We start from the raw sequence: 21,199 nt of genomic DNA on the forward strand, positions 1-21,199 counted from the left end.
GGGGTGGTGATGGGGGTGCCGCCGGGGCCGGGGAAGGTCGCGGTGACGACGTTGGTGGTGGACTGGGTGACGTTGGGGAGGTTGCAGAAGATCTGCTTGTTCGCTCCCGGCGTCAGGTTGAAGGTGCCGGCGGCTGTGGCGCATGCCGGGGTGACGGTGTCGGTCAGGGTGATGCCGTTGATGTCGACGCCGGCGGTGTTGGTGACGGTGATGCGCCAGTAGGCGGTGCCGCCGGGGGCGACGGTGGTGATGCCGGCCCAGGGGCCGTTGCCGCCGGGCCCGCAGTCGGCGGCGGTTGTCGAGGTGCAGACCTCCTTGACGATGGCCAGCGACGGCACGTTGGCGGTTGCTTCCGACGGCGGGGTGGTGATGGGGGTGCCGCCGGGGCCGGGGAAGGTCGCGGTGACGACGTTGGTGGTGGACTGGGTGACGTTGGGGAGGTTGCAGAAGATCTGTTTGTTTGCTCCCGGCGTCAGGTTGAAGGTGCCGGCGGCTGTGGCGCATGCCGGGGTGACGGTGTCGGTCAGGGTGATGCCGTTGATGTCGACGCCGTCGGTGTTGGTGACGGTGATGCGCCAGTAGGCGGTGCCGTCGGGCGGGAGGGTGGTGACGCCGACCCAGGGGCCGCTGCCGCCGGGCCCACAGTTCGCGGCTGTGGTGGAGGCACAGACCTCCTTGACGATCGTCAGGGAAGGAACGTCAACTGCTGCCTCGGAGGGCGGGGTGGTGATGGGGGTCCCGCCGGGGCCGGGGAAGGTGGCCGTCACGACGTTGGTGGTCGAGGTGGTGACGTTGGGGAGGTTGCAGTAGATCTGTTTGTCTGCTCCCGGCGCCAGGTTGAACGTGCCGGCCGCCGTCACGCAGCCCGCGGTGACGGGGTCGGCCAGGGTGATGTCGTTGACCGGGACCGCACCGGTGTTGGTGACGGTGATCCGCCAGTACGCGGTGCCGCCCGGTGCGATGGTGGTGATGCTGGCCCAGGGGCCGTTGCCGCCGGATCCGCAGTCGGCGGCGGTTGCCGAGGTGCAGACCTCCTTGACGATCGCCAGCGACGGAACGTCAGCCGTTGCTTCCGACGGTGGTGTGGTGATGGGATGGCCACCGGGGCCGGGGAAGGTGGCTGTCACCACGTTGGTGGTCGAGGTGGTGACGTTGGCGAGGTCGCAGAAGACCTGCTTGTTCGCCCCCGGCGCCAGGTTGAACGTTCCGGCGGCCGTCACGCACGCCGGGGTCACGGCATCGGTCAGGGTGATGCCCGCGATGGGGACCGTCCCGGTGTTGGTGACGGTGATCCGCCAGTACGCGGTGGCACCGGACGGGATGATGGTCGTCTTGGCCCAGGGGCCGCTACCACCGCTGGCGCAGTCGGCCGCAGTGGTCGAGGTGCAGACCTCTTTGAGGATCGTCAGTGACGGAGCGTCGACGGTGGCCTCGGCGGGCGGGGTGGTGATGGGGGTGCCGCCGGGTCCGGGGAAGGTCGCGGTGACGACGTTGGCGGTGGCCTGGGTGACGTTGGCGAGGTTGCAGAAGATCTGCTTGTTCGCTCCTGCCGCCAGGTTGAAGGTGCCGGCGGCCGTGGCGCACGCCGGGGTGACGGGGTCGGTCAGGGTGATGCCGGTGATGTTGCTGGGGCCGTCGTTGGTGACGGTGATCCGCCAGTAGGCGGTTCCACCGGACGGAACCGTGGTGCCGCCGGCCCAGGGGCCGCTACCGCCGGGCCCGCAGTCGGCGGCGGTTGCCGAGGTGCACACTTCCTTGACGATCGCCAGCGAGGGAACGTTGGCGGTTGCTTCGGAGGGCGGTGTGGTGATCGGAGGTGTGCCGCCGGGGCCGGGGAAGGTGGCCGTGACGACGTTGGTAGTGGGCTTTGTGACGTTGGGGAGGTTGCAGAAGATCTGCTTGTTCGCTCCCGCTGCCAGATCGAACGTTTCGGCGGCCGTTGCGCATGCCGGGGTGACGGCGTCGTTGAGCGTGATGCCGGAGATGTTCACCGCACCGGTGTTGGTGACGGTGATGCGCCAGTAGGCGGTGCCGCCGGGGGCGACGGTGGTGACGCCGGCCCAGGGGCCGCTGCCGCCGGATCCGCAGTCGGCGGCGGTTGCCGAGGTGCAGACCTCCTTGACGATCGCCAGCGACGGAACGTCGACCGTGGCCTCGGCGGGCGGTGTGGTGATGGGGGTGCCGCCGGGGCCGGGGAAGCTCGCCGTGACGACGTTCGTCGTCGAGGTGGTGATGCCGGGGAGGTTGCAGAAGACCTGGGTGCTCGCCCCTGCCGGGAGGTTGAACGTTCCGGCGACCGTGGCGCATGCCGGGGTGACGGCATCCGTCAGGGTGATGCCGGAGATGTCGACGCCGTCGGTGTTGGTGACGGTGATCCGCCAGTACGCGGTGGCGCCGGGCGGAACGGTGGTGACGCCGGCCCAGGGGCCGTTACCACCCTCGATGCAGTTGGCGACCGTTGCCGAGGTGCAGACCTCTTTGACGATGGCCAGCGACGGCACGTTGGCGGTCGCTTCCGACGGCGGTGTGGTGATGGGGGTGCCGCCGGGTCCGGGGAAGGTCGCCGTGACGATGTTGGTGGTGGGCTTGGTGACGTTGGGGAGGTTGCAGAAGACCTGTCTGTTCGCTCCCGCCGCCAGGTTGAACGTTCCTGCCGCTGTGGCGCACGCCGGGGTCACGGCATCCGTCAGGGTGATGTCGTTGACCGGGACCGCACCGGTGTTGGTGACGGTGATGCGCCAGTATGCGGTGCCGCCGGGCGGGAGGGTGGTGATGCCGGCCCAGGGGCCGTTGCCGCCGGGCCCGCAGTCACCCGCGGTTGCCGAGGTGCAGACCTCCTTGACGATGGCCAGCGACGGAACGTTGGCGGTCGCTTCCGACGGCGGTGTGGTGATGGGGGTGCCGCCGGGCCCCGGGAAGGTCGCCGTGACGACGTTCGTCGTCGGGGCGGTGACGTCGGGGAGGTTGCAGAAGACCTGTCTGTTGGCCCCCGCCGCCAGGTTGAACGTTCCTGCCGCTGTGGCGCACGCGGGGGTGACGGCATCCGTCAGGGTGATGCCCGTGACGGGGACCGTCCCGGGGTTGGTGACGGTGATGCGCCAGTAGGCCGTACCGCCCGGTGCGACCGTGGTGAGACTCGCCCAGGGGCCGCTGCCGCCGGGCCCGCAGTCACCCGGGTTCGCCGAGGTGCAGACCTCCTTGAGCACGGTCAGCTCAGGTTTGCAGGACGGCCCGGGAGTCACCTGGAGGGTGACGGTGTTGGACGTGACCGGGGCCATGCCGTTGGTGGTCGCTGTGGCCTGGTCGCTCACCGAGGTGACGGTGCAGTCCTCGCTGACCTTGGTCTGGTAGCAGACCTGCGGCGGGTCGCCGACGAACGTCACCTGCATCTTCGGCTGGTTGTCCGGAGTGAACGACGCCCCGCTGATCAGGGTGAGGTTGGCGACGACCTGGATCGGTGAGGCGCTGATCGGGACGGACGAGATGTCGGCTTTCATGGTGGTGGTGTCGAAGGGGAACGTGCCCAGGGTCGTGCCGTTCGAGTCCTTCACGGTCACCGACGACTGCGCGAAGTTGACCGTCGTGGGATCGATGTCGACGAGGCTCACCGTGCCGTACGACGTCACGTGCCCCGTCTTGCCGTCGCAGTAGTACGCGCTCGGGTCGAGGCTGCCCTGCGCCTTGGTCTTGAGGCACGGGGAGGCGCCGGTGGTCGGGTCCATCGAGAACAGGAACCCGACGTCGCCGAGGCTGTACTTGCACTGGCCGTCGTAGGCGAACCCGTAGGGGCTGGTGTAGCCGCCGTCGACGTTGGGCGGGCCGTTGACGACGCCCGCGTTGCCGAACGAGCCGCACGGCGACTGAGTGGTCCAGTCGTAGCAGTACTCGGTGCTGTTCAGGGTCGGCGTGTTGCCCAGGTAGATCCAGTACGGGAACTCGGTGTCCAGGTGCCCGTTGGGGGCGGTGATGGTCAGCGGGATCTGGAAGTTGCTCTCGCCCGAGGCCACGTTGGTGCTGACCAGCGTCTGTAGGCCTGGCGCCGCGGCGATCGGGTTGCCGACGAAGTCGAAGCAGACCACGGTGCCCACCGGCGGGTTGGTCTCCGCGAGCACGCCGCCGACCACCGAGCAGACGCCGATGGCGGTGCCTGCGGAGTCGTACGTGGCGAAGACGTTGTCCGCGCGAGCGGCGCCGCCGGCCGTCGGAGTGACCAGGACCTTGGGCGTGGTCCAGCCGGTGCAGGCCGCGTTCGTCGTCGGGTCGAAGCAGGACATCACCGTGGGATTGGGCACCGGTTCGTTGTCGCTGACGTAGATCTTGCCGTTGATGACCGTCATCGTGCCCGAGTAGTCCCCGGTGAAGCCGCCCTGGCCCTCGTTGGGGGGCAGGCCGATGGAGAAGGTTCCGCAGGACGCGTTGGCGGTGGGGTCGTAGCAGAGGATCTCACCGGTGCCGGACACGGCGTAGATCAGACCGTTCGGCGCTTCCACCACGCCGCCGACGACACTGCCGGAGCCGGTTTGCAGAGGCACGAAGCCGCAGCTCTTCTGTGCTTGGAGGTCGATGCAGCCGACGCCGATCTCGGCGAAGGTCACCCGGCTGACGGCCGCGTAGTACAGCTTGGACCCGGACTGTACGTAGGTGGGCGTGCGGGTGCTGCCGAGGTCCCCACTCGTCCCGCCGACGGCCGCGGAGTTGAGCGGCTGGGGCCAGGACGCCGGTGTGCCGTCCGGCAGGGGACAGGGACCGTTCGTCAGCAGGTCCGTGCAGACCACGGCAGCCTGGCTGGACGCGCCGTGGTGGTAGATGTTCCACACCTCGGGCGTGGGCATGCCGTTGATGGTGGCGGTATAGAGGATCGGCGTGAAGCCGTCGCCGCCGGTGGCGGTGTTGATGGGGGTGAACGGCGGTGGGATCTGTACCACCTGACCGGTCGCCGGGGACGCGAACACCGGGTTGGTCGCCCGGATCGCGTTGGTGGCCGCCCCCTGGTCCGTCGACGTGAACGAGGTGCCGGCGTCGGTGGACCACTGCCTGCTGAAGCCCGGAGGCACCTTCAGCGAGTTCGGCACGTAGGACTGGGTCTGCGGGGTGCTGCCCGGGCCGCCCTGGATCACGTCGGTGATCACGGTGTTGGCGGGGGCGCCGTCCGGGTTGGTGGCCGAGACCACCCACTGGACGGTGTCGCCCTGGGTGGTGGTGGTGCTGCTGCCGGTCGCCAGGTCGGTCCCGGTCTTCTCCAACGTCACCGGTTGTTGCCGGCCCGCCGGCTTCCCGGTGGAGGGGGCACGCGGGGTGGCCGGGGCGGCGTGTGCCGGCAGTGTGAGCGAGGTGACGGTCGCGGCGACCGCCACCAGCACGGCGAGCGCGGCGCGGAAGGCCCGCAGAGCCTCGGCGGCGGAGCCTTCGCGTGGTGGCAGGAGCGCGACGGCGGTCCTGCGGGCCAGTCGCCCGATGCTCGCGACGATGCCGAGCAGTCCGGCCACTGCCGCGCGTGCCTCGGGTCCGTACGGGGACCGGGCGTGCAACGCCCCGCCCTGCCGTCGTACGCCGGATGGGGTTGCACGGCGGCGGTCCCGGGCCGTGCGTGTGGTCGCACAGCGCCTCATGACGATTCCTTTCGATCCTGCGCCGGGGCCGCGTCGGCCCGGAGAAGCGGAACGGGGGTTGCGGATGGTGTGGCGGCGCGTTGAGGGAGCAACAGAAGGGGGCCGGCCGAGTTGCCGGTACACGGGTCTGGGAGATGCGGTGGAGTCGGACCTACGGTCCGTCCGGTGGCGCCCGCCCGCGCCGGGGGCGCCGCACCGTCCGGACCGGTCCGGGGGAGAGCCGGCGGAGCGTCAGCCGCGATCGGCGGCGGCCTCGGTCGGGCAGCACCGTTCGGCACACCGGGTCGTGCGCATCGTCGGACGCATCGTCGGGCGGATCAGTGGCCGCGTCTGTTGCCGGTGTCTGGTGAATCGGTGCTCCCAGGGCCTGTCGGACGAACGGCCGGCGTCGGCGAGTACTGGACGCACGGGGCCGCCGCGCAGCAGGGCAGGACAAGCCGGGCTGTTCGGCAGTCAGTTTTTCTTAAAAAAATGTGATAAACGAGGCAATGCGGACAAATTGGCGAAGGTTCACCCGGCTGGCCACACCGCAGACCGCCGCCCGTGGCACACCCGGTTCCCGGGATCCGACGCCCGGCCCGGCCCGACCTCGGCCCGGCCGCTCCGGCGGCAGGGGTGGAGGGGCGGGGCTGCGATCAGAACGCGGGCACACCAAAGTGCCGCGCTGCGCCCCGCCGTGCCGCCCGCGCGGCCTGCCGGTTCTGTTCGGCGTCGACGAGCACCGTCCGGCAGATCGAGAGCCGTCCGCTGGTGCAGGCTGGGAGGACACGTTCTTCCAGGGAAAAACATGTCCTCCCAGCTCGCGCGGCGCCCTGGCACAGTGGCCGGTGTGAGCACGAACAACGACAAGCGCCGGGAGTTCGCCACGTTCCTGCGTGCCCGGCGCGCCGAGGTCTCGCCCCGACAGGTCGGACTTCCCGCGTACGAACGGTCCCGCAAGGTGGCCGGGCTGCGCCGGGAGGAGGTGGCCGGGCGGGCCGGGATCAGCGTGGACTACTACACCCGCCTCGAACAGGGCCGGCTGCCCGCACCGTCCGGCAGTGTCCTGGACGCGCTGGCCCGCGCCCTGCTGCTGGACGACGACCAGCGTGACTACCTGCGCCAGCTGGCCGACCTGGCCCCAGCCCGCCGACAGCGGCGTTCACGGCACCAGGTCGTGCCCGCCGCGGTGCTGGCCGTACTGGCCGATCTGCGGACCACGCCCGCCGTGGTCCTGGGCCGGTTCACGGACATCCTGGCCTGGAACGACCTCGCGGCCGAGCTGCTGCTCGACTTCGCCGCGGTCCCCGAGGAGCACCGCAACTACCTGTGGCTGACGTTCCTCGACCCGCGGGCGCGCGAGCGCCTGCCGGACTGGGACCTGTCGGCGGGCGAGTGCGTCGCCTACCTGCGGATGGACGCCGGCCGCTACCCCAGCGACCCCAGGCTCGCCGAACTGGTCGCCGAGCTGAGCGCCGAGGACTCCGACTTCCAGCACTGGTGGACCACCTACCGGGTCTCCGGCAGGAGCTTCGGCAGCAAGCGCATCCTGCACCCGGTCGTCGGCGAGGTCCGGCTGAACTGGCAGGTCCTCACCGTCGCCCAGGAACGCGACCAGTTCCTCGCGGTCATGCCCGCCGCCGACGAGGAGAGCAGACAACGGCTCACAGCCCTGAGCACACCGTAGGAACGCGCACGGCGCGACCGTGCGCTTTCCACCCACCCGGAAAGGAGGTGAAGGCGCGAGGAGCCCCGGATCACGAGGGGCCCGACGCCTTCACAGCACGCCATGACGACCACACTCATCACCGGAGCCACCCGCGGGATCGGCCTGGAGGCCGCCCGCCGACTGGCCGGGGCCGGACACACCGTCTACCTCGGGGCGCGCGACCTGGGGCGCGGCCGGGAGACGGCCGAGCGGATCGGTGCCCGCGCGGTACAGCTCGACGTCACCAGTGAGGAGTCCGTCCAGGCCGCCGCGCGGCTGATCCGCGAGGAGGCCGGCCGGCTCGACGTCCTGGTCAACAACGCCGGCATCTCGGGCAGGTGGAACCCGCCTGCGGAGATCACCGCCGCCGACCTGGAGAGCGTCTATGCCACCAACGTCTTCGGCCTCGTCCGCGTCACCCACGCCTTCCGGCCGCCACGGCCGACTACCGACAGGGAACGACGCGCATGAGCAACCTCGCACTCGTCACCGGCGCCACCTCCGGGATCGGCAGGGCATTCGCCGAGCGGCTGGCCGGCGACGGCTACGACCTGGTGCTGGTCGGCCGGCGCCGGGAGCGGCTGGAGGAGTTCGCCGCCGCCCACACCGGGGTCGAGGTGCGATCCGTGGCCGCCGACCTGTCCACCGGCGAGGGCATCGACACCGTCGCGCGGATCTGCGCGGCCGAACCGCTGACGCTGCTGGTCAACAACGCGGGCGTCGCCCACTACATGCCGCTCGCCGACCTGCCCGCGGACCTGGCCCGCGAACTGGTCGGCGTCAAGGTCCTCGCCCCCACCCTGCTCACCCGTGCCGCCGTCGCGGGCTGCAGGAGCGCGGCCGGGGCGCGATCATCAACGTGGCCGGCATGATCGCCTTCAGCGGCCCCGCCCCGCACTCCCAGCTGCCCCGCCGCGCCGTCTACGCCGGCGCCCTGGCCCACGTGGTCGCGATGAGCCAGACGCTGTCGGCCGAGCTCGAAGGCACCGGTGTCCAGGTCGAGGTCGTCTGTCCGGGGGTGGTGGCCACCGAGTTCCACGAGCGCCAGGGCCTCGATCTGAGCGCCGCACCCAGGATGAGTGCCGAGGACGTCGTCACCGCGGCCCTGCGCGGCCTGCAACTCGGCGAAGTCGTCTGCGCGCCCGGTGTCGAGGACGCGAGCCTCCTCGACGCCGTCTTCCGGGCCGAGCTGGCGGCGTTCGGTGCGCAGAGCCCCGAACTCGCCACCCGCTACCGGGCCGGCTGACCCGTACTCGCCCCCCGGTGGCCGGGTGTCGGCTACCGAGGGGCGGCCCCTTCCAGGTGGAGCGGGTGTCAGCTGGTCCGCGGCGGGTCGACCCGGGCCACCAGCCGGCTCGGGCCGTTGCCGGAGGCGGTCGCCCGGTCGGCGGGGTGGTCGGTGGTGCGGTCGCCGGGGTGGGTGACGGGGTGGTCGGCGGGGTGCAGGGTGACGTTTTCCGGGTAGAGCCGGCCGAGCAGGGCCAGGACGACGAGGTCGTCCTGGCCGGTGGCGTCCAGGACGGCGTCGCCCGCCTCCGTCCACACCAGCCCCGGTGCGCGCAGGGCCGTCCACACGTCCGCGGCGGCGGGCGGGTTGGTGGCCAGTGCGTCGGCGGGCAGCGCGTTGGCGCCCGTGGCGCCGTCCGGCCGGTGGGCGAAGCGGTGGCCGCGCAGGGCCTGGCCGAGGTCGACGTGGGCGGTGGCGCCGTCGTGGGTGAGCTCGATGGCGGCGGTGCGGGCCCCGTCGGCGACCGGCCCGGCGACGATGCGGCCGGTGAGCGGCCCCGGTGCGGCGGTGGCGGGCGGCAGGTGTTCGACGAGGGTGCGCGGCGCGGCGTAGTAGTCCCGCAACTCGGCGACGTGCGTGACGGTTTCGTCGGCGGCCGGGTCGGGGCGCCAGGTCAGCAGGTACCGGGGGGCGGTCAGGGGCGGCTGGTCGAGGACGGCCGGCAGGGCGGTGCCGCCGCTCGACTCGAAGCCGTAGCCGGCCGGGCCGGAGGGGTTGGAGGTGCCGGACGTGTCGGAGGTGCCGGTGACGGCGTGGCGGGCGAAGGCCACGATGCTGGTGTGCCGGATCCGGCGGACCAGGAGTTCGGTGAGGAACGCGTCCCGGGCCGGTTCGATGTGCCGCAGCCCGGTCGGAGTGATCAGCAGGGGGACGTCCTGCCAGTTGGTGAAGGGCAGCAGGGCGTCGCGCAGCAGGACGGCCTGGTGCAGCCACTCGTTGTAGAGCTGCATCGTGACGGGTCCGCCACGGCGGCCGAGGAGCAGGTCGGTCGCGGGAGGGGTGAGCAGGTGGCCGTAGCAGTGGCTGCGGACGATCAGCGGGCCGGCGGGCAGCGCGATCCGGTCGGCGAGCAGCCGCTCCAGGGCCGCGGCGGCCCAGGAGGCGAGCTCATGGCCGATCTCCTCGGCCTGCGCGCCCAGTTCGCGAGCGGCCGGGGCGCTGCCCGGGCCGATGGCCAGCGGCAGGGAGGTCTCCCGGGTCCCGAGGGCGAGGGTCGTGCGGATCTGGGTCTCCAGCACCTCGCTGTCGGCGGCGGTGAGGGCGTTGTCATCGATGACGCCCTGGAGCAGCGGCTCCGTGGCCGTGAAGAACTCACGGGCGGTCAGGGCGGTGCCGGCCGCGGGGAAGGTGTTCCAGCGGCTGCCGCCGAGAGCGGGCGTACTCGGGGTGGGCGCGATGGGCACGGGTCCTCCGAAGTGTCGATGGAGCGTTTCGATCGAGCAGAGGGAGCGTTTCGATGGAGCAGGGATGGAGCAGAGGTGGAGCGCCGGATGCGGGTCCGGCCCCTAATATGGATCGTGCGATACAGATTGCGGGCATGAAAAAATCAGTCGAGGGCGGCGAGCGCGACCTCCACGACGGGTTCGAGGGCTTCGGGGTCCGGTGTGATCTTCGAGGAGACCAGCAGCCCGTTGAGGAAGGTGACGAAGAAGGCGGCGAGGCTGTGCGGGTCGTGCCGCGCCGCGATCTCACCCCGTTCCGCCGCGACCCGCAGCACCTCCGCGAGCGCGTCCCGGCTGACATCCTGCATGTCCCGCACGGTGCGCCGGATCGACGAGTCCCCCGGTAGGCGCTCGCAGGCGGCATTGACCGCCAGACAGCCCCGACCGCCGTGCTCGGCGGCGATGCGGACCCGCTCCATCAGCATCGTGCGGATCGCCGAGCGGACATCCGTCCCCTCCTCCAGGCTGCGCAGCGCATCCGCCGCGAGGGTGGCGCGGTAGTGGTCCAGTGCGGCCCGGTACAGGCCGGCCTTGTCGCCGAACGCCGCGTACAGGGACCCCTGCCCGATCCCCAGGTGCTGGGTCAGGTCGCGCACCGAGGTCGCCTCGTAGCCGCGCGTCCAGAACAGCTCCATGGCGCGGCTCACCGCCGCCTCGGTGTCGAACTCCCGGGTCCTTGCCATGGTTTCACCGTAGCCTATCTGGATCGAATGCTCCAGATAGAGCGGCCGCGCTCCTCCCGACGTGAGGCCTCCGTGGAACCGGCGGATGCCCCGTGCGGCAGGTGGCGACAGCGAGACGGGCGGTCCGTCGGTGTGCCGTGGACCGCGGCGTACCGACGAACCGCCCGGGGCCTCAGCCGAACCAGCGGGCGAGGGCCGTGTCGAGCGGGGTGCCGTCGGTGTCGGTCCAGGCGAGGTAGCCGTCCGGGCGGACCAGGAGGGCGCCGGCGCCGTCCACGTCCTCGTCGGTCTTCGCCAGGACGTGCTCGACCCGGTCGGACCGGTCGCCGACCGACCGCCGCCTGCCGTCGAGGGAGAGCAGCAGGCCCCGGCCGGAGCGCATCAGCCGGCTCGCCCGGGTCGGGCCGTCCTCGGTGGTCAGGTCCAGGTCGATCAGCCGGGGGCCGACGCCGGGGTACCGGAGGTCCAGGCCGGACATCATGCCCGAGACGTACCGGTTGGTGTCGGGCAGACCCAGCAGCTCGGTCACGAGCTCGCGGACCGTGCCGAGCTCCTCGTCCCGGCCGGGATTCATGATCACGGCCTGGGCCCGGGTGTGGCGCAGCACGCGCGCGGCGACGGGGTGCCGCTCCTCGTGGTAGCTGTCGAGCAGACCGTCGGGCGCCCAGCCGCAGATCGTGCCGGCGAGCTTCCAGCCCAGGTTGACCGCGTCCTGGAGGCCCAGGTTCACGCCCTGGCCGCCGATCGGCATGTGGATGTGCGCCGCGTCCCCGGCGAAGAACGCCCGGCCCTCGCGGTAGCGCTCGACCTGGCGCACGGCGTCGCCGAACCGGGAGGCGGCGCGCAGTTCGCCCAGTTCGGTGTCGGGGCCGTACACGGCGTGCAGCGCCTCGCGGACCTCGTCGGCCGAGACCGGCGTCTCGCGGTCCGGGCCCTGTCCGGAGAGCCTGCCGAACAGCATCCGGTACAGGTCCGGGCCGATGGGGTGCAGGATCGCGTGGAAGCCGCCGGCCACGCGGGTGTACTGGCTGAAGTGCTTGCGCTCGGTGGGGACCGTCTCGGACCGGGAGGCGAGGGTGAGGTCGGCCGCGACGGCGGACATCCGGCGCTCCCGGCCGGGGAAGGGGACGCCCAGCAGCCGGCGGACCGTGCTGTGCCCGCCGTCGCACGCGACGAGGTAGCGGCCGCGGATCTCACCTCCGTCCCGGGCCTCACCGCCGCCGGGGGCGCCGTCCGCGTGCCACGTGATTGTGATCCCCTCCGGGTCCTGCGTGACCGCCGTCACCTCGTGGCCGCGGAGCACGGGGACGCCCCGCTCGCCGAGGAGCCGTTCGAGGTGGGCCTCCAGCCGGACCTGCGGAACGTTGACCGGGTGGGGGTACCGGGTGCGCCAGGGCCGGCAGTCCAGCTCGACCGGCAGGGTGGCGAAGTGCCCGCCGGTGGTCTCGGACGGCTCCTGCGCGAGCAGCGGCTCCAGCAGCCCGCGCAGGTCGAGTACTTCGGCGGTGCGCGGCTGGAGCCCGCCCGCCCGGGACTGGGTGCTGGGGGTGCGCTGCTTCTCGACGACGACGGCCGGCACCCCGGCCAGCGTCAGCTCGTAGGCCAGCATCAGCCCGGTCGGGCCCGCCCCCACCACGATGACCTCGGTTCGCACGATGACCTCCCGAAAGAAGAAACTGGGTGCAATTCTGCACTCAGTCTACCACGAGGTAGACTGAGTGCATGAATCAGCAGATGGGCCTGCGGGAACGCAAGAAGGAACGCACCCGGGAGACGATCGCGGCGACGGCGATCCGCCTCTTCCTCGACCGGGGCTTCGACCAGGTCTCGATCACCGAGATCGCGGAGGCGGCGGAGGTCTCCCGGCGGACCCTCTTCGCCTACTTCCCGACGAAGGAGGACCTCGTACTCCAGCGGTTCGCCGACCACGAGAGCGAAGCGGCCCGGACGGTGCGCGCCCGCCCGGCCGACCAGCCGCCGCTGGAGGCGCTGCGCGCCGCCATGCTCGACGCCCTGGCGCGCCGCGACCCCAACACCGGCCTGTGCGACGACCCGGAGGTGATGGCCTTCCTCCGCATGATCGTCGGTACCGAGAGCCTGGCGGCGCGGATGATCCGCTACACCGTGCGCGGAAGCGACGCACTGGCCGAGGCACTGCTGGAAGCGGGCGTCGACCCGCTCGACGCACGGCTGGTGGCCGCCCAGGTGATCGTGGTGCAGCGGGAACTGGCGGTCCTGAACCAGGAATGCCTGGCAGGCGGCGCGTCCGCCGACGACCGCTACCCGGAGGCCGTCCGCGCCGCCGAGCGGGCGTTCGACCTGCTGCGCGACGGACTGGGGCAGCACGGGTAGCGCCCAGGTGCATCGGCCTCCCGGGGCACTCCGAACTGTCGGGGGTGGGCGTCATAATCGCCACTGCCGTGATCACCGGATCTGCTGGAGGCCCTCGTTGTCCTCGTCGTCGTCCTTGCCGTCCTCGTCGCCTTTGCCGTCCTTGCCGTCCTCGTTGTACGACTTCGCGACCTGGGAGCCCCTGCTGCGGCTCCTGCGGGCTGACCACGCGCAGGCGCTCGCCGCGCCGGGCGGCGAGGTGGCGGGGCTGATCGGCCGGCAAGGGTGGAGCGTGCCGGTGAGGATGCGCTACCCGAAGGCCGGGCGGGCCATGCTGGTGTCGGACAACCAGGAGCAGCACGACGCGATCGAACGCGTCCGGGCGGCGCTCATCGAGGCCGGGACCGGTGATGTCGCCTTCGCCGTGGAGATACCGGCGAGCGGGAAGGCGGCGCTCCATCTGTTCGACCACGGCCCGGCCGTCGACCCGGGTATCGGCAACGCCCACCCCGGCGCGCTCACCCTGGTCGAGGGCGCGGTGCCCGAGCCGTGGCGGCGCCTGCCCGAGCCGGTGCCCGGGGCGGCGCCGGCCCCCTCCGTGGACCTGGAGCTGCTGGAGCGGACGCTGCGCGAGCGGATGCCCGACGAGACCGGCGCCACCGAGGAGGAGATCGCCGCCGCGGAGGCCCGCCTGGGTGTGGCGCTGCCCGAGGAGATCAAGGTGCTCTACCGGGTGACCGCCGCGCGGTGGTGGGAGCACAGGGAGAACGACGAGGACGTCGAGGAGGCTGAGGCGTGCTGGGAGGCGTCCGACCGCGTCGGCGACGCGCTCGGCTTCGAGCTGAGCTCCCTGAACGGGCTCGTCATCGCCGACCGCTCGCGCTCCTCGTTCCGTTGGGAGCACGCGGCGACGGAGGCGTGCGTCACCCCGCCCGACGCCGCCGTGCAGGACCTGGTCGGCTCGCCCGGGTGGATCGTCATCGGCGACACCGGCGGCGGGGACCTGGTGGTCGTCGACCTGACCCCCGGCCCTGGCGGCCACCTCGGGCAGCTCATCGTGCTCGACCACGAGCGGAGCGTCGGCGCCTGCCTGTTCGCCGAGTCCCTCACCGACCTGGTGCGGGACCCGGACCGGAGCTGGTACTCCGGTCGGAGCCTGGACCCGATGCCGGTGGTGGCGAGGCTCCACGGCGAAGTCCCCAACAGCGTCGAGGCGGCGGCCCACCCCGACCTGGAGGTCCTGACCCTCGGAGGGTGGCGCGGCGAACCGGTCAGTCTGACCCCTGTCATCGGGTTGCCCCGGCTCCGCACCCTCTACGCCGGCCCCGGGGCGCTCGCCGACCCCCGGGAGGTCACCCGGCTGACCGGACTGGAGTTCCTGGAGCTGACCCCGGAGGACTGGCGCTGCCTGCTCGACGCCGGCGCCGTCCCCCGCGGCCTGTCGGCCGCCGCCATCGAGGCCCCGAGCGACCACGACCTGCGCCCGATCATGGCCCTCGCGAACGAACTCCTCACCCTGTGGGAGCGCCCCCTGATCACGGAGACCGTCATCGAAGGCGACCTCGGCCCCCTGCCGTAGCCCTGTCGCGGATCTCGTGTGCCCGGGAGAGTGAGGCGGCCCTGCTGGGGTGCCGCTGTCACTTTCGCGGGGGCGGTGGGGAGTCGGGCTTCTCGCGGTAGAGGTCGATGGCGAGGGCGACTGCGGCGTGGGTGGCGGGGTGGGGGTCCTGGCGGCGCCAGATGAGGTGGACGGGGACGGGGGCGGCGTTGCGCAGGGGGCGGTAGACGATGCCGTCGCGGCGGTACTGGGCGGCGGTGGCCTGGGGGGTGACGCCGATGCAGCGGCTGGTGGCGATGGCGGCGAGCCAGTCGTCGATGTCGTGGGTGTAGATGACGGCGGGCCGCTGGTCCTCGGGCCACAGGTTCAGGGCGGTGGTGCCGGTTCGGCGGTCGATGGCGAGGGTGCGGGCGGGGATCTCGTCGAGGCGGATGCTGCGCCGGCGGGCCCACGGGTCGTCGGAGGCGAGCGCGACGATGCGGTGTTCGTGGCCGACCAGGGCGTGCGACCAGGGCTTCAGGTCGAGCGGGGCGCGGACGACGGCGAGGTCGCACATGCCTTCGGCCAGCCCGCCGGTGGGGGAGTTGTGGCGGACGAGGCGCAGCTCGACGTCGGGGTGGCGCTCGTGCCAGCGGCGCTGGAAGTCGGTGGTGTGGCGGCCGAAGGCGGACCAGGCGTGGCCGAGGTGGAGTCGGGCGTGGCCGGCGGTCGCTTCCGCGACCAGGTCGTCGGCGCCGGCGAGCAGGACGCGGGCGCGGGCGAGAACCCGTACGCCGGCCGGCGTGGGCGCGATCGTGCGGCTGGTGCGGTGCAGCAGCCGCACCCCGAGGAACTGTTCCAGGGCGTGCAGGTTGCGGGAGACGGCGGCCTGGGAGATGCCCAGCTGGGGGCCGGCGTCGGTGAAGCTGCCGGTGTCGATGATGGCGACCAGGCAGCGCAGGTGCTTCAGTTCCAGATCGGCGGGACTTTGTCGTCGCTCATCCATACGCCGAGCGTATCAATGGGTCGGTGAATGCATTTTGCGTATGGCTGCGCGGGCTCCACTGTGGAGGGCATGGTGCTGAAGAGTTCTCATGAGGGCGTCACCGCCCAGGGCGACGGGCGCCTGGCCGGGGTGGCGCTGATGCTGGGCTCCGGCCTGTCCAACCAGGCCGGAGCCTCGATGGCGGCGCTCGCCTTCCCGGTGATCGGTCCCGCGGGTGTGGTGGCCGTCCGCCAGTGGGTGGCCGCCGGGGTGCTGTGGGCGGTCGGCAGGCCGCGGCCGCGGTCGTTCACGGTGGCGCAGTGGCGTCCGGTCCTCGGGCTCGCGATGGTGTTCGCCGTGATGAACCTGTCCCTCTACACGGCGATCGACCGGATCGGGCTCGGGCTGGCCGTCACCCTGGAGTTCCTCGGCCCGCTCGCGGTGGCCCTGGCCGGCTCGCGCCGGCGCATCGACGCCCTGTGTGCGGTGGCCGCCGCGGCCGCGGTGGTCGTCCTGGCCCGGCCCTCGCCCTCCACCGACTACCCGGGCATCGTCCTGGCCCTGCTCGCGGCGGTGTGCTGGGCCGGCTACATCCTGCTCAACCGTGTCGTCGGCCGCCGCCTGCCCGGGCTGGAGGGCTCGGCCGCCGCCGCCGCGCTCTCGGGGGTGCTCTACCTGCCCGTCGGCATCGTGGTGCTGTGCCTTCGTCCCCCGACCGCCGCCGCCCTGGCCTGCGCGCTGGCCGCCGGCGTGCTGTCCTCGGCGGTGCCCTTCCTGGCCGATCTGCTGGCGTTGCGGCGGGTGCCCACGCAGTTCTTCGGCGTGTTCATGAGCGTCAACCCGGTCTTCGCCGCGCTGATCGGTCTCGTCGTGCTCGGCCAGCACCTCGGCGCGGCGTCCTGGCTCGCCATGCTGGTGATCGTCGGAGCGAACGCGGTCGCCGTCACCACCGCCCCCGCCAACCCCGAGTGATGAGCGGAGCCCCGGGAAAAAGTTTCGGGCCGATGTCGATTCGGCCGGGTCCGCTGCGACGTCATGATGTGCGGCGCCTTGCCGCACGGTGACGCGACGACGAGACCTGACGAGGGAACACGTGGACCAACTGCTCAGAGTCATGAACTTCAACGTCTCCAGTGACGGCGTCGGTGCCGGTGCCAGTGAGCACCAGAGCTTCGAGCGTCCGTTCGGCCACGACCATCCCGAGAAGCTGTTCGCCTGGGCCGGGGCCACGGCGAGCTGGCCCATGCGGACGGCTCCCGGGGGGAGCCGGGGCCTCGACGACTACTTCACGCGGGACTTCGCGCGCAACATCGGTGCCGAGATCATGGGCCGCAACAAGTTCGGGCCCCAGCGCGGGCCCTGGCAGGACGACGAGTGGCGCGGCTGGTGGGGTGACGAACCCCCGTTCCACACTCCGGTGTTCGTCATGACCCACCACGAGCGTCCGTCGTTCACGCTCTCCGACACCACGTTCCACTTCGTCGACGGCGACCCGGCCACGGTCCTCGCACGGGCGCGGGAGGCGGCGCAGGGCAAGGACGTCCGGCTCGGTGGCGGGGTCGGCACCATCCGGCAGTTCCTCGCCGCCGACCTCGTCGACACCCTGCATGTGGCGGTGTCGCCGGTGGAGCTCGGCCCCGGGCTACGGCTCTGGGAGTCCCCCGACGAACTGCTCGACCGGTTCCACCTGGAGGTGGTGCCCAGCCCGAGCGGGGTGACGCACCACCTGTTCTGGCGGAGGTGACGTGAGGGCCCGCCTCGGGCGGCCGACGCCCGGGTGACGGCCGCTCAGGGGCAGGCTCGGAGGCGGGCTCAGGAGTGCGCGGTCACGGTCGCGGTGAGGGGCGCGGGGCCGAGGGTGGCCGCCGCCATCGGGCGGGGGCGGCTGCCCGGAACCGGGTCCACTCGCCAGGCGGCCGTGACCGCCGCCGTCAGGAGGGTGAGCTCCGCCAGGGCGAAGTCGCCGCCGGGGCAGCCGTGCACACCGGCGGCGAAGGGCAGGTAGGCGCCGCGCGGGGGAGCGGGGTGCCGTTGCGGGTCCCAGCGGTCGGGGTCGAACGCGCCGGGGTTGCGGTACCAGCGGGGGTCCCGGTGCAGTCACGTGACCGCATGGGCGAGGCACGTGACTGTCATACGCGAGGCCGGTGGACACACGTACGCGTTCCTGAGCGCCGAACGAGGAGAAGCCCGGGATCGGGGGCACCACGTACGACGTCCACGCGGACCGCATCCACGACGAACTCCGACCCCCTCGTCACCCGGTGTCGCGGGCGGCGGACCCCCGTTCCTCCAGGTTCCAGGTGATGACCCTGCGGGGGTGGACGCGGACGATGTCCCGGCTGAAGCGGTCGGGCGCCACCGGCGGCACGTCGACGGTCAGCACCTCGGCCCGGCCCCGGATCTCGACCCCGCGCCCCCACCCGCCCGCGACCGGGTCATCGGCCGGAGCCAGGTCGTCGACCAGGACGGAGACCTCGGGGCGGGCCTGCGCGTTGCGGTACTTCTGGCTGCGGGCCATGGCGGGCCCGCCGATGTCGATGGTCCCGTCGTCGTTGAGCCTGAAGCCCACCGGGCGGATCTGCGGCCGGCCGTCGGGACCGATGGTGGCAAGTCGGGCCAGTGGCTGGGCGAGCAGGTACTCGCGCTCCCTCTCGGTGAAGATCATGCGGACGACCCTAGGAGCTCAAGGGCGGTTGAGGTCAAGGCCGTTGAGTGCCCTCCTGCGCCGCGAGCGCGTGCCGGCCGGACTCGGCGAGCGTGTACAGCACGGACCGCTGCTGCTTGTGGCGCTGGATGCTCCCCTTGGCCACGAGCGACTCCAGGGTGTTGCGCACGACCTGCGCGGTGGGGGTGCGGTCCGGGTGTTTCACCAGCAGTTCGTCCCGTAGCTCCTTCGCCAGGCGCGGTTCGTCGTGACCGCTGAGCAGGGACAACAGGAGCTCTCCGAGCAGGGGTTGCCGCGACTTCCCCGCCGCGGCGGCCCGCGCCGGCTTGCCCGCCTGCATCGTCCGCGCCTTGTTCGCGGGCTTCGCCGTCTTCTCCGTCCGTGCCGAACGAGCCGAACGCGGCGAAGGTGTGCGGGCGGGGGCCGAAGCGGACGCCCGGCGTCGCTTCGCCCCGGCGAGCACGGGCTCGTCCTGTGCCTGCTGGGGCAGGGGCGAGGGTTCCGACAGGCCCTCGTACCGTTCGGCGAGCTGGAGGATGTCGGCCAGGAGGGCTTCCTCCTGCTTCAGCATCCTGACCTCCTCGGCCAGTTCCTGCTGACGCCGACGGTTCTCTTCCAGATCCGATGCGGCCTGATCGACGAGCCGCGTACGGAGCGTGCTGGCTGGTTGGCTGGTCACAACCGTTCACTCCTTAGTAATGGATGACGTTGCGCATGGTACTCACGCTGGAGCTTCCGTGTAGGAGGGTGCAGGCGGTGGACGGCATTCCCTGGGGTCGTGCAGTACCATTCCCGACGCCCGGGCGAGCAGCGCGCCGACAGGGCGAGGCGGCGTCGACAGGACATCGCACAATCGACAACCACCATCCGCAACCGCCGCGACGGGTGGATCACCCTGGCCTGGCTGCTGCGGCGGTCGCCGAACATCCTGCTGATCCGCGGCACCTCGTCGGTGGCACACCTACGAGGGAACGTCGCAGGCTGCGGGCCGAGGAGTGCGCGGCGCGAGCGCTGGCAGGCGGCCGATAGGCCGTCGACCCTGACCGACGGCCGGCGGGAAGTGGGACTCTGGCCTTACGTCAGCCCGTCGGCGTACGCCGCAAGTCTGATCATGAACCCATCCCTGCGCCGTACGGGGGACGAGTGCGCCTGAACGGAGACTGGAGGCGATCCGAGAACACCGATTCTGCACTGAGGACGGGCATGGCGCTGCGAGACGGACGAACGATCTCCCTGTTGACGGTCGGCGCGGTGACGACCGTGATCGCGGCGCTCACCCCGGTGACGGCGTTCGCGGCGGGCGGGGACCCGCTCCAGCAGTACGCGCAGCAGGAGCTCCGTTGGGAGCGCTGCGACGCGGGCGGGCCGGCGGAGTTCGAGTGCGCGAAGGTCAAGGTGCCTCTGGACTACGGCAACCCCGGGGGCCGGAGGATCGACCTCGCGATATCGCGGATCAAGGCGGGCAGCGCGAAGCAGCGGCACGGAGTGCTGCTGATGAATCCCGGTGGCCCGGGTTTCCCGGGGCTGGGCCTGCCCGTGGAGATGCAGCCGCTGCTGTCGGCGCAGGTGCGGGAGCGGTTCGACCTGGTCGGCTTCGACCCGCGCGGGGTCGGGCAGAGCTCGCCGGTCGGCTGCGGCCTGACGCCCGACGAGCAGGTCTACCAACACCCCTACGCAGAAGGGAAGTTCGGCGAGGACGTGGCCCGGGCCCGGACGGTGGCCGACAAGTGCCGGGCCAAGGCGGGGGACACGCTGGCGCACATCACCACCCGCAACACGGCCCGGGACATGGACGTCGTCCGGGCGGTGCTGGGGGAACAGAAGATCTCCTACTTCGGGTACTCGTACGGCACCTACCTGGGCGCCGTCTACACGCAGATGTTCCCCCGGCGCGCGGACCGGTTCGTGCTCGACAGCGCGCTCGATCCGGCGCTCGCGTGGCGGGGGATGTTCCGGGGGTGGTCGGCGGGGGCCGAACTCGCCTTCACCCGGTGGACGGAGTGGGCCGCCGCCCGCAACACCGCGTACGGGCTGGGCGCGACTGCGGCGGAGGTCCGGAAGGCGTACTGGGACCTGATCGCCCACGCCGACCGCACGCCCGTTCCGGCGCAGGGCGGGGCGCTCAGCGGCGACGCCATCCGGTCCAGGTACGCCGAGTTCGTCCGCGTCGAGGCCGTCACGCCCTGGATCGTCGCGCTCAAGGCCGCAGCCGCGGGCGGGCCGGCCGCTTCGGCTGCTTCGGCCGGGGCGACCGGCGTGGCCGACGTGGCCGGTGCGGCGGTGTCCGATGCCGCCCAGGTCCGGGCCGCCGACGAGGGCGCGGGCGCGCGGGCCGCCGACCCGGTCGCCCCGGTCGACCCGGAGAACAACCGGGCCGCCGTCGTGTGGGCCGTCTTCTGCGGCGACACCCGCGACTGGCCGCGCGACCCCGAGCAGTACCGCCGGGACGCGATCCGGGACAAGGCCCGCTACCCGCTGGCCGGCGACCTGGGCGCCAACATCCAGCCGTGCGCGTTCTGGAAGCGGGCGCCCGGCGAGCCGGCCACCGTGGTGAACAACGACGTCAACGCGCTGATCGTGCAGAACCAGTGGGACCCGCAGGCGACCCTGGCCATGGCACAGGGCATGCGGCGGGCGCTGCACGGCGCACGGATGATCACGGTGGCCGGCGGCGAGGGCCACGGTGTGGTGGTGGCCGGCCCGTCCTGCGCGAGCGCCGACGTCAACCGCTACCTGACCACCGGCCGGCTGCCCGCCAAGGACCTGACCTGCGGAAACTAGCCCCACGGCACCGTCGAAGCCCCCACCCCGCCGATCTGCGCGAGTTCTGAGTCATTCGGCGTGCTCATGGATCACTACGCGCGCGTCGTGCGGTCCTTCGACACCCCGCCCGTGATCATCGGCCACCCGGTCGGCGGGCTCGTCGCCCAGCACCTCCTGGGCACCGGCCCGTGCCCCCGCCGCCGTTCGGG

The 21,199-nt window shown here is 72.1% G+C and carries 16 protein-coding genes and 2 pseudogenes; 10 read left to right on the top strand and 8 right to left on the bottom strand.

Annotated elements, in window-relative coordinates:
• Positions 1-5,486 (bottom strand): hypothetical protein (locus ACFV6I_RS21060; protein WP_380426919.1); only part of this gene is annotated, 5,486 nt, incomplete at its 3' end.
• A 952-nt stretch (positions 5,487-6,438) separates the two neighbouring features.
• Here ACFV6I_RS21060 and ACFV6I_RS21065 point away from each other — a divergent pair.
• The 4 genes and pseudogenes from ACFV6I_RS21065 to ACFV6I_RS21080 all read left to right on the top strand — a co-directional run bounded on the left by ACFV6I_RS21065 (position 6,439) and on the right by ACFV6I_RS21080 (position 8,542).
• Complete coding sequence (locus ACFV6I_RS21065; protein ID WP_380426921.1) at positions 6,439-7,275, top strand: helix-turn-helix domain-containing protein; 837 nt, start codon at positions 6,439-6,441, stop codon at positions 7,273-7,275.
• A gap of 102 nt (positions 7,276-7,377) precedes the next feature.
• Positions 7,378-7,731: pseudogene (locus tag ACFV6I_RS21070) on the top strand (SDR family NAD(P)-dependent oxidoreductase); the annotation flags it as partial.
• A gap of 32 nt (positions 7,732-7,763) precedes the next feature.
• On the top strand, positions 7,764-8,168 hold the full coding sequence (locus ACFV6I_RS21075) for an SDR family NAD(P)-dependent oxidoreductase (RefSeq protein WP_380426923.1): 405 nt from the start codon (positions 7,764-7,766) through the stop codon (positions 8,166-8,168).
• Entirely contained in the window at positions 8,165-8,542 is a 378-nt protein-coding gene (locus tag ACFV6I_RS21080; RefSeq protein WP_380426925.1) for an SDR family NAD(P)-dependent oxidoreductase, read from the top strand. Before ACFV6I_RS21075 ends, ACFV6I_RS21080 begins: the two co-directional genes overlap by 4 nt.
• Before the next feature lie 68 nt (positions 8,543-8,610).
• Here the strand turns inward: ACFV6I_RS21080 and ACFV6I_RS21085 are convergent, their stop codons facing one another.
• The 3 genes from ACFV6I_RS21085 to ACFV6I_RS21095 all read right to left on the bottom strand — a co-directional run bounded on the left by ACFV6I_RS21085 (position 8,611) and on the right by ACFV6I_RS21095 (position 12,363).
• Positions 8,611-9,987, bottom strand: a complete 1,377-nt coding sequence (locus tag ACFV6I_RS21085; RefSeq protein WP_380426927.1) for a hypothetical protein — start codon at positions 9,985-9,987, stop codon at positions 8,611-8,613.
• A gap of 143 nt (positions 9,988-10,130) precedes the next feature.
• Entirely contained in the window at positions 10,131-10,709 is a 579-nt protein-coding gene (locus ACFV6I_RS21090; RefSeq protein ID WP_063352578.1) for a TetR/AcrR family transcriptional regulator, read from the bottom strand.
• Positions 10,710-10,881: 172 nt separating this feature from the next.
• Complete coding sequence (locus ACFV6I_RS21095) at positions 10,882-12,363, bottom strand: FAD-dependent monooxygenase (RefSeq protein ID WP_380426929.1); 1,482 nt, start codon at positions 12,361-12,363, stop codon at positions 10,882-10,884.
• A gap of 68 nt (positions 12,364-12,431) precedes the next feature.
• On the opposite strand from ACFV6I_RS21095, the gene ACFV6I_RS21100 reads away from it, so the two are divergent.
• Both ACFV6I_RS21100 and ACFV6I_RS21105 read left to right on the top strand, forming a co-directional pair.
• Positions 12,432-13,061 carry a TetR family transcriptional regulator gene (locus tag ACFV6I_RS21100; protein WP_380426931.1) on the top strand — a complete coding sequence of 210 codons (630 nt, stop codon included), beginning with the start codon at positions 12,432-12,434 and terminating at the stop codon, positions 13,059-13,061.
• A gap of 142 nt (positions 13,062-13,203) precedes the next feature.
• Positions 13,204-14,619 (top strand): SMI1/KNR4 family protein, encoded by a 1,416-nt coding sequence (locus ACFV6I_RS21105; RefSeq protein WP_380426933.1) that lies wholly within the window; start codon positions 13,204-13,206, stop codon positions 14,617-14,619.
• A 58-nt stretch (positions 14,620-14,677) separates the two neighbouring features.
• Here ACFV6I_RS21105 and ACFV6I_RS21110 read toward each other — a convergent pair whose 3' ends face one another.
• On the bottom strand, positions 14,678-15,583 hold the full coding sequence (locus ACFV6I_RS21110; protein ID WP_380426936.1) for a LysR family transcriptional regulator: 906 nt from the start codon (positions 15,581-15,583) through the stop codon (positions 14,678-14,680).
• 138 nt (positions 15,584-15,721) lie between these two features.
• Between ACFV6I_RS21110 and ACFV6I_RS21115 the strand changes: the two genes are divergently transcribed.
• Both ACFV6I_RS21115 and ACFV6I_RS21120 read left to right on the top strand, forming a co-directional pair.
• A complete protein-coding gene (locus tag ACFV6I_RS21115) occupies positions 15,722-16,534 on the top strand; it encodes a DMT family transporter (RefSeq protein WP_380426944.1) in 813 nt (270 codons plus the stop codon).
• A 121-nt stretch (positions 16,535-16,655) separates the two neighbouring features.
• Entirely contained in the window at positions 16,656-17,306 is a 651-nt protein-coding gene (locus ACFV6I_RS21120; RefSeq protein WP_380426938.1) for a dihydrofolate reductase family protein, read from the top strand.
• Between the two features lie 68 nt (positions 17,307-17,374).
• Here ACFV6I_RS21120 and ACFV6I_RS21125 read toward each other — a convergent pair whose 3' ends face one another.
• The 3 genes from ACFV6I_RS21125 to ACFV6I_RS21135 all read right to left on the bottom strand — a co-directional run bounded on the left by ACFV6I_RS21125 (position 17,375) and on the right by ACFV6I_RS21135 (position 18,906).
• Entirely contained in the window at positions 17,375-17,659 is a 285-nt protein-coding gene (locus tag ACFV6I_RS21125) for a cytochrome P450 (protein WP_107453162.1), read from the bottom strand.
• 157 nt (positions 17,660-17,816) lie between these two features.
• Positions 17,817-18,227, bottom strand: coding sequence for a PPOX class F420-dependent oxidoreductase (locus ACFV6I_RS21130; RefSeq protein WP_363373882.1), 411 nt, complete (start codon positions 18,225-18,227; stop codon positions 17,817-17,819).
• Between the two features lie 34 nt (positions 18,228-18,261).
• Positions 18,262-18,906 (bottom strand): hypothetical protein, encoded by a 645-nt coding sequence (locus ACFV6I_RS21135; RefSeq protein WP_380426940.1) that lies wholly within the window; start codon positions 18,904-18,906, stop codon positions 18,262-18,264.
• A 210-nt stretch (positions 18,907-19,116) separates the two neighbouring features.
• Here ACFV6I_RS21135 and ACFV6I_RS21140 point away from each other — a divergent pair.
• Positions 19,117-19,215: pseudogene (locus tag ACFV6I_RS21140) on the top strand (oxidoreductase); the annotation flags it as partial.
• Between the two features lie 215 nt (positions 19,216-19,430).
• On the top strand, positions 19,431-21,008 hold the full coding sequence (locus ACFV6I_RS21145; RefSeq protein WP_380426942.1) for an alpha/beta hydrolase: 1,578 nt from the start codon (positions 19,431-19,433) through the stop codon (positions 21,006-21,008).
• Positions 21,009-21,199: the final 191 nt, after the last annotated feature.

It is taken from the genome of Kitasatospora sp. NPDC059803 (assembly GCF_042732255.1).
Classification (GTDB): domain Bacteria; phylum Actinomycetota; class Actinomycetes; order Streptomycetales; family Streptomycetaceae; genus Kitasatospora.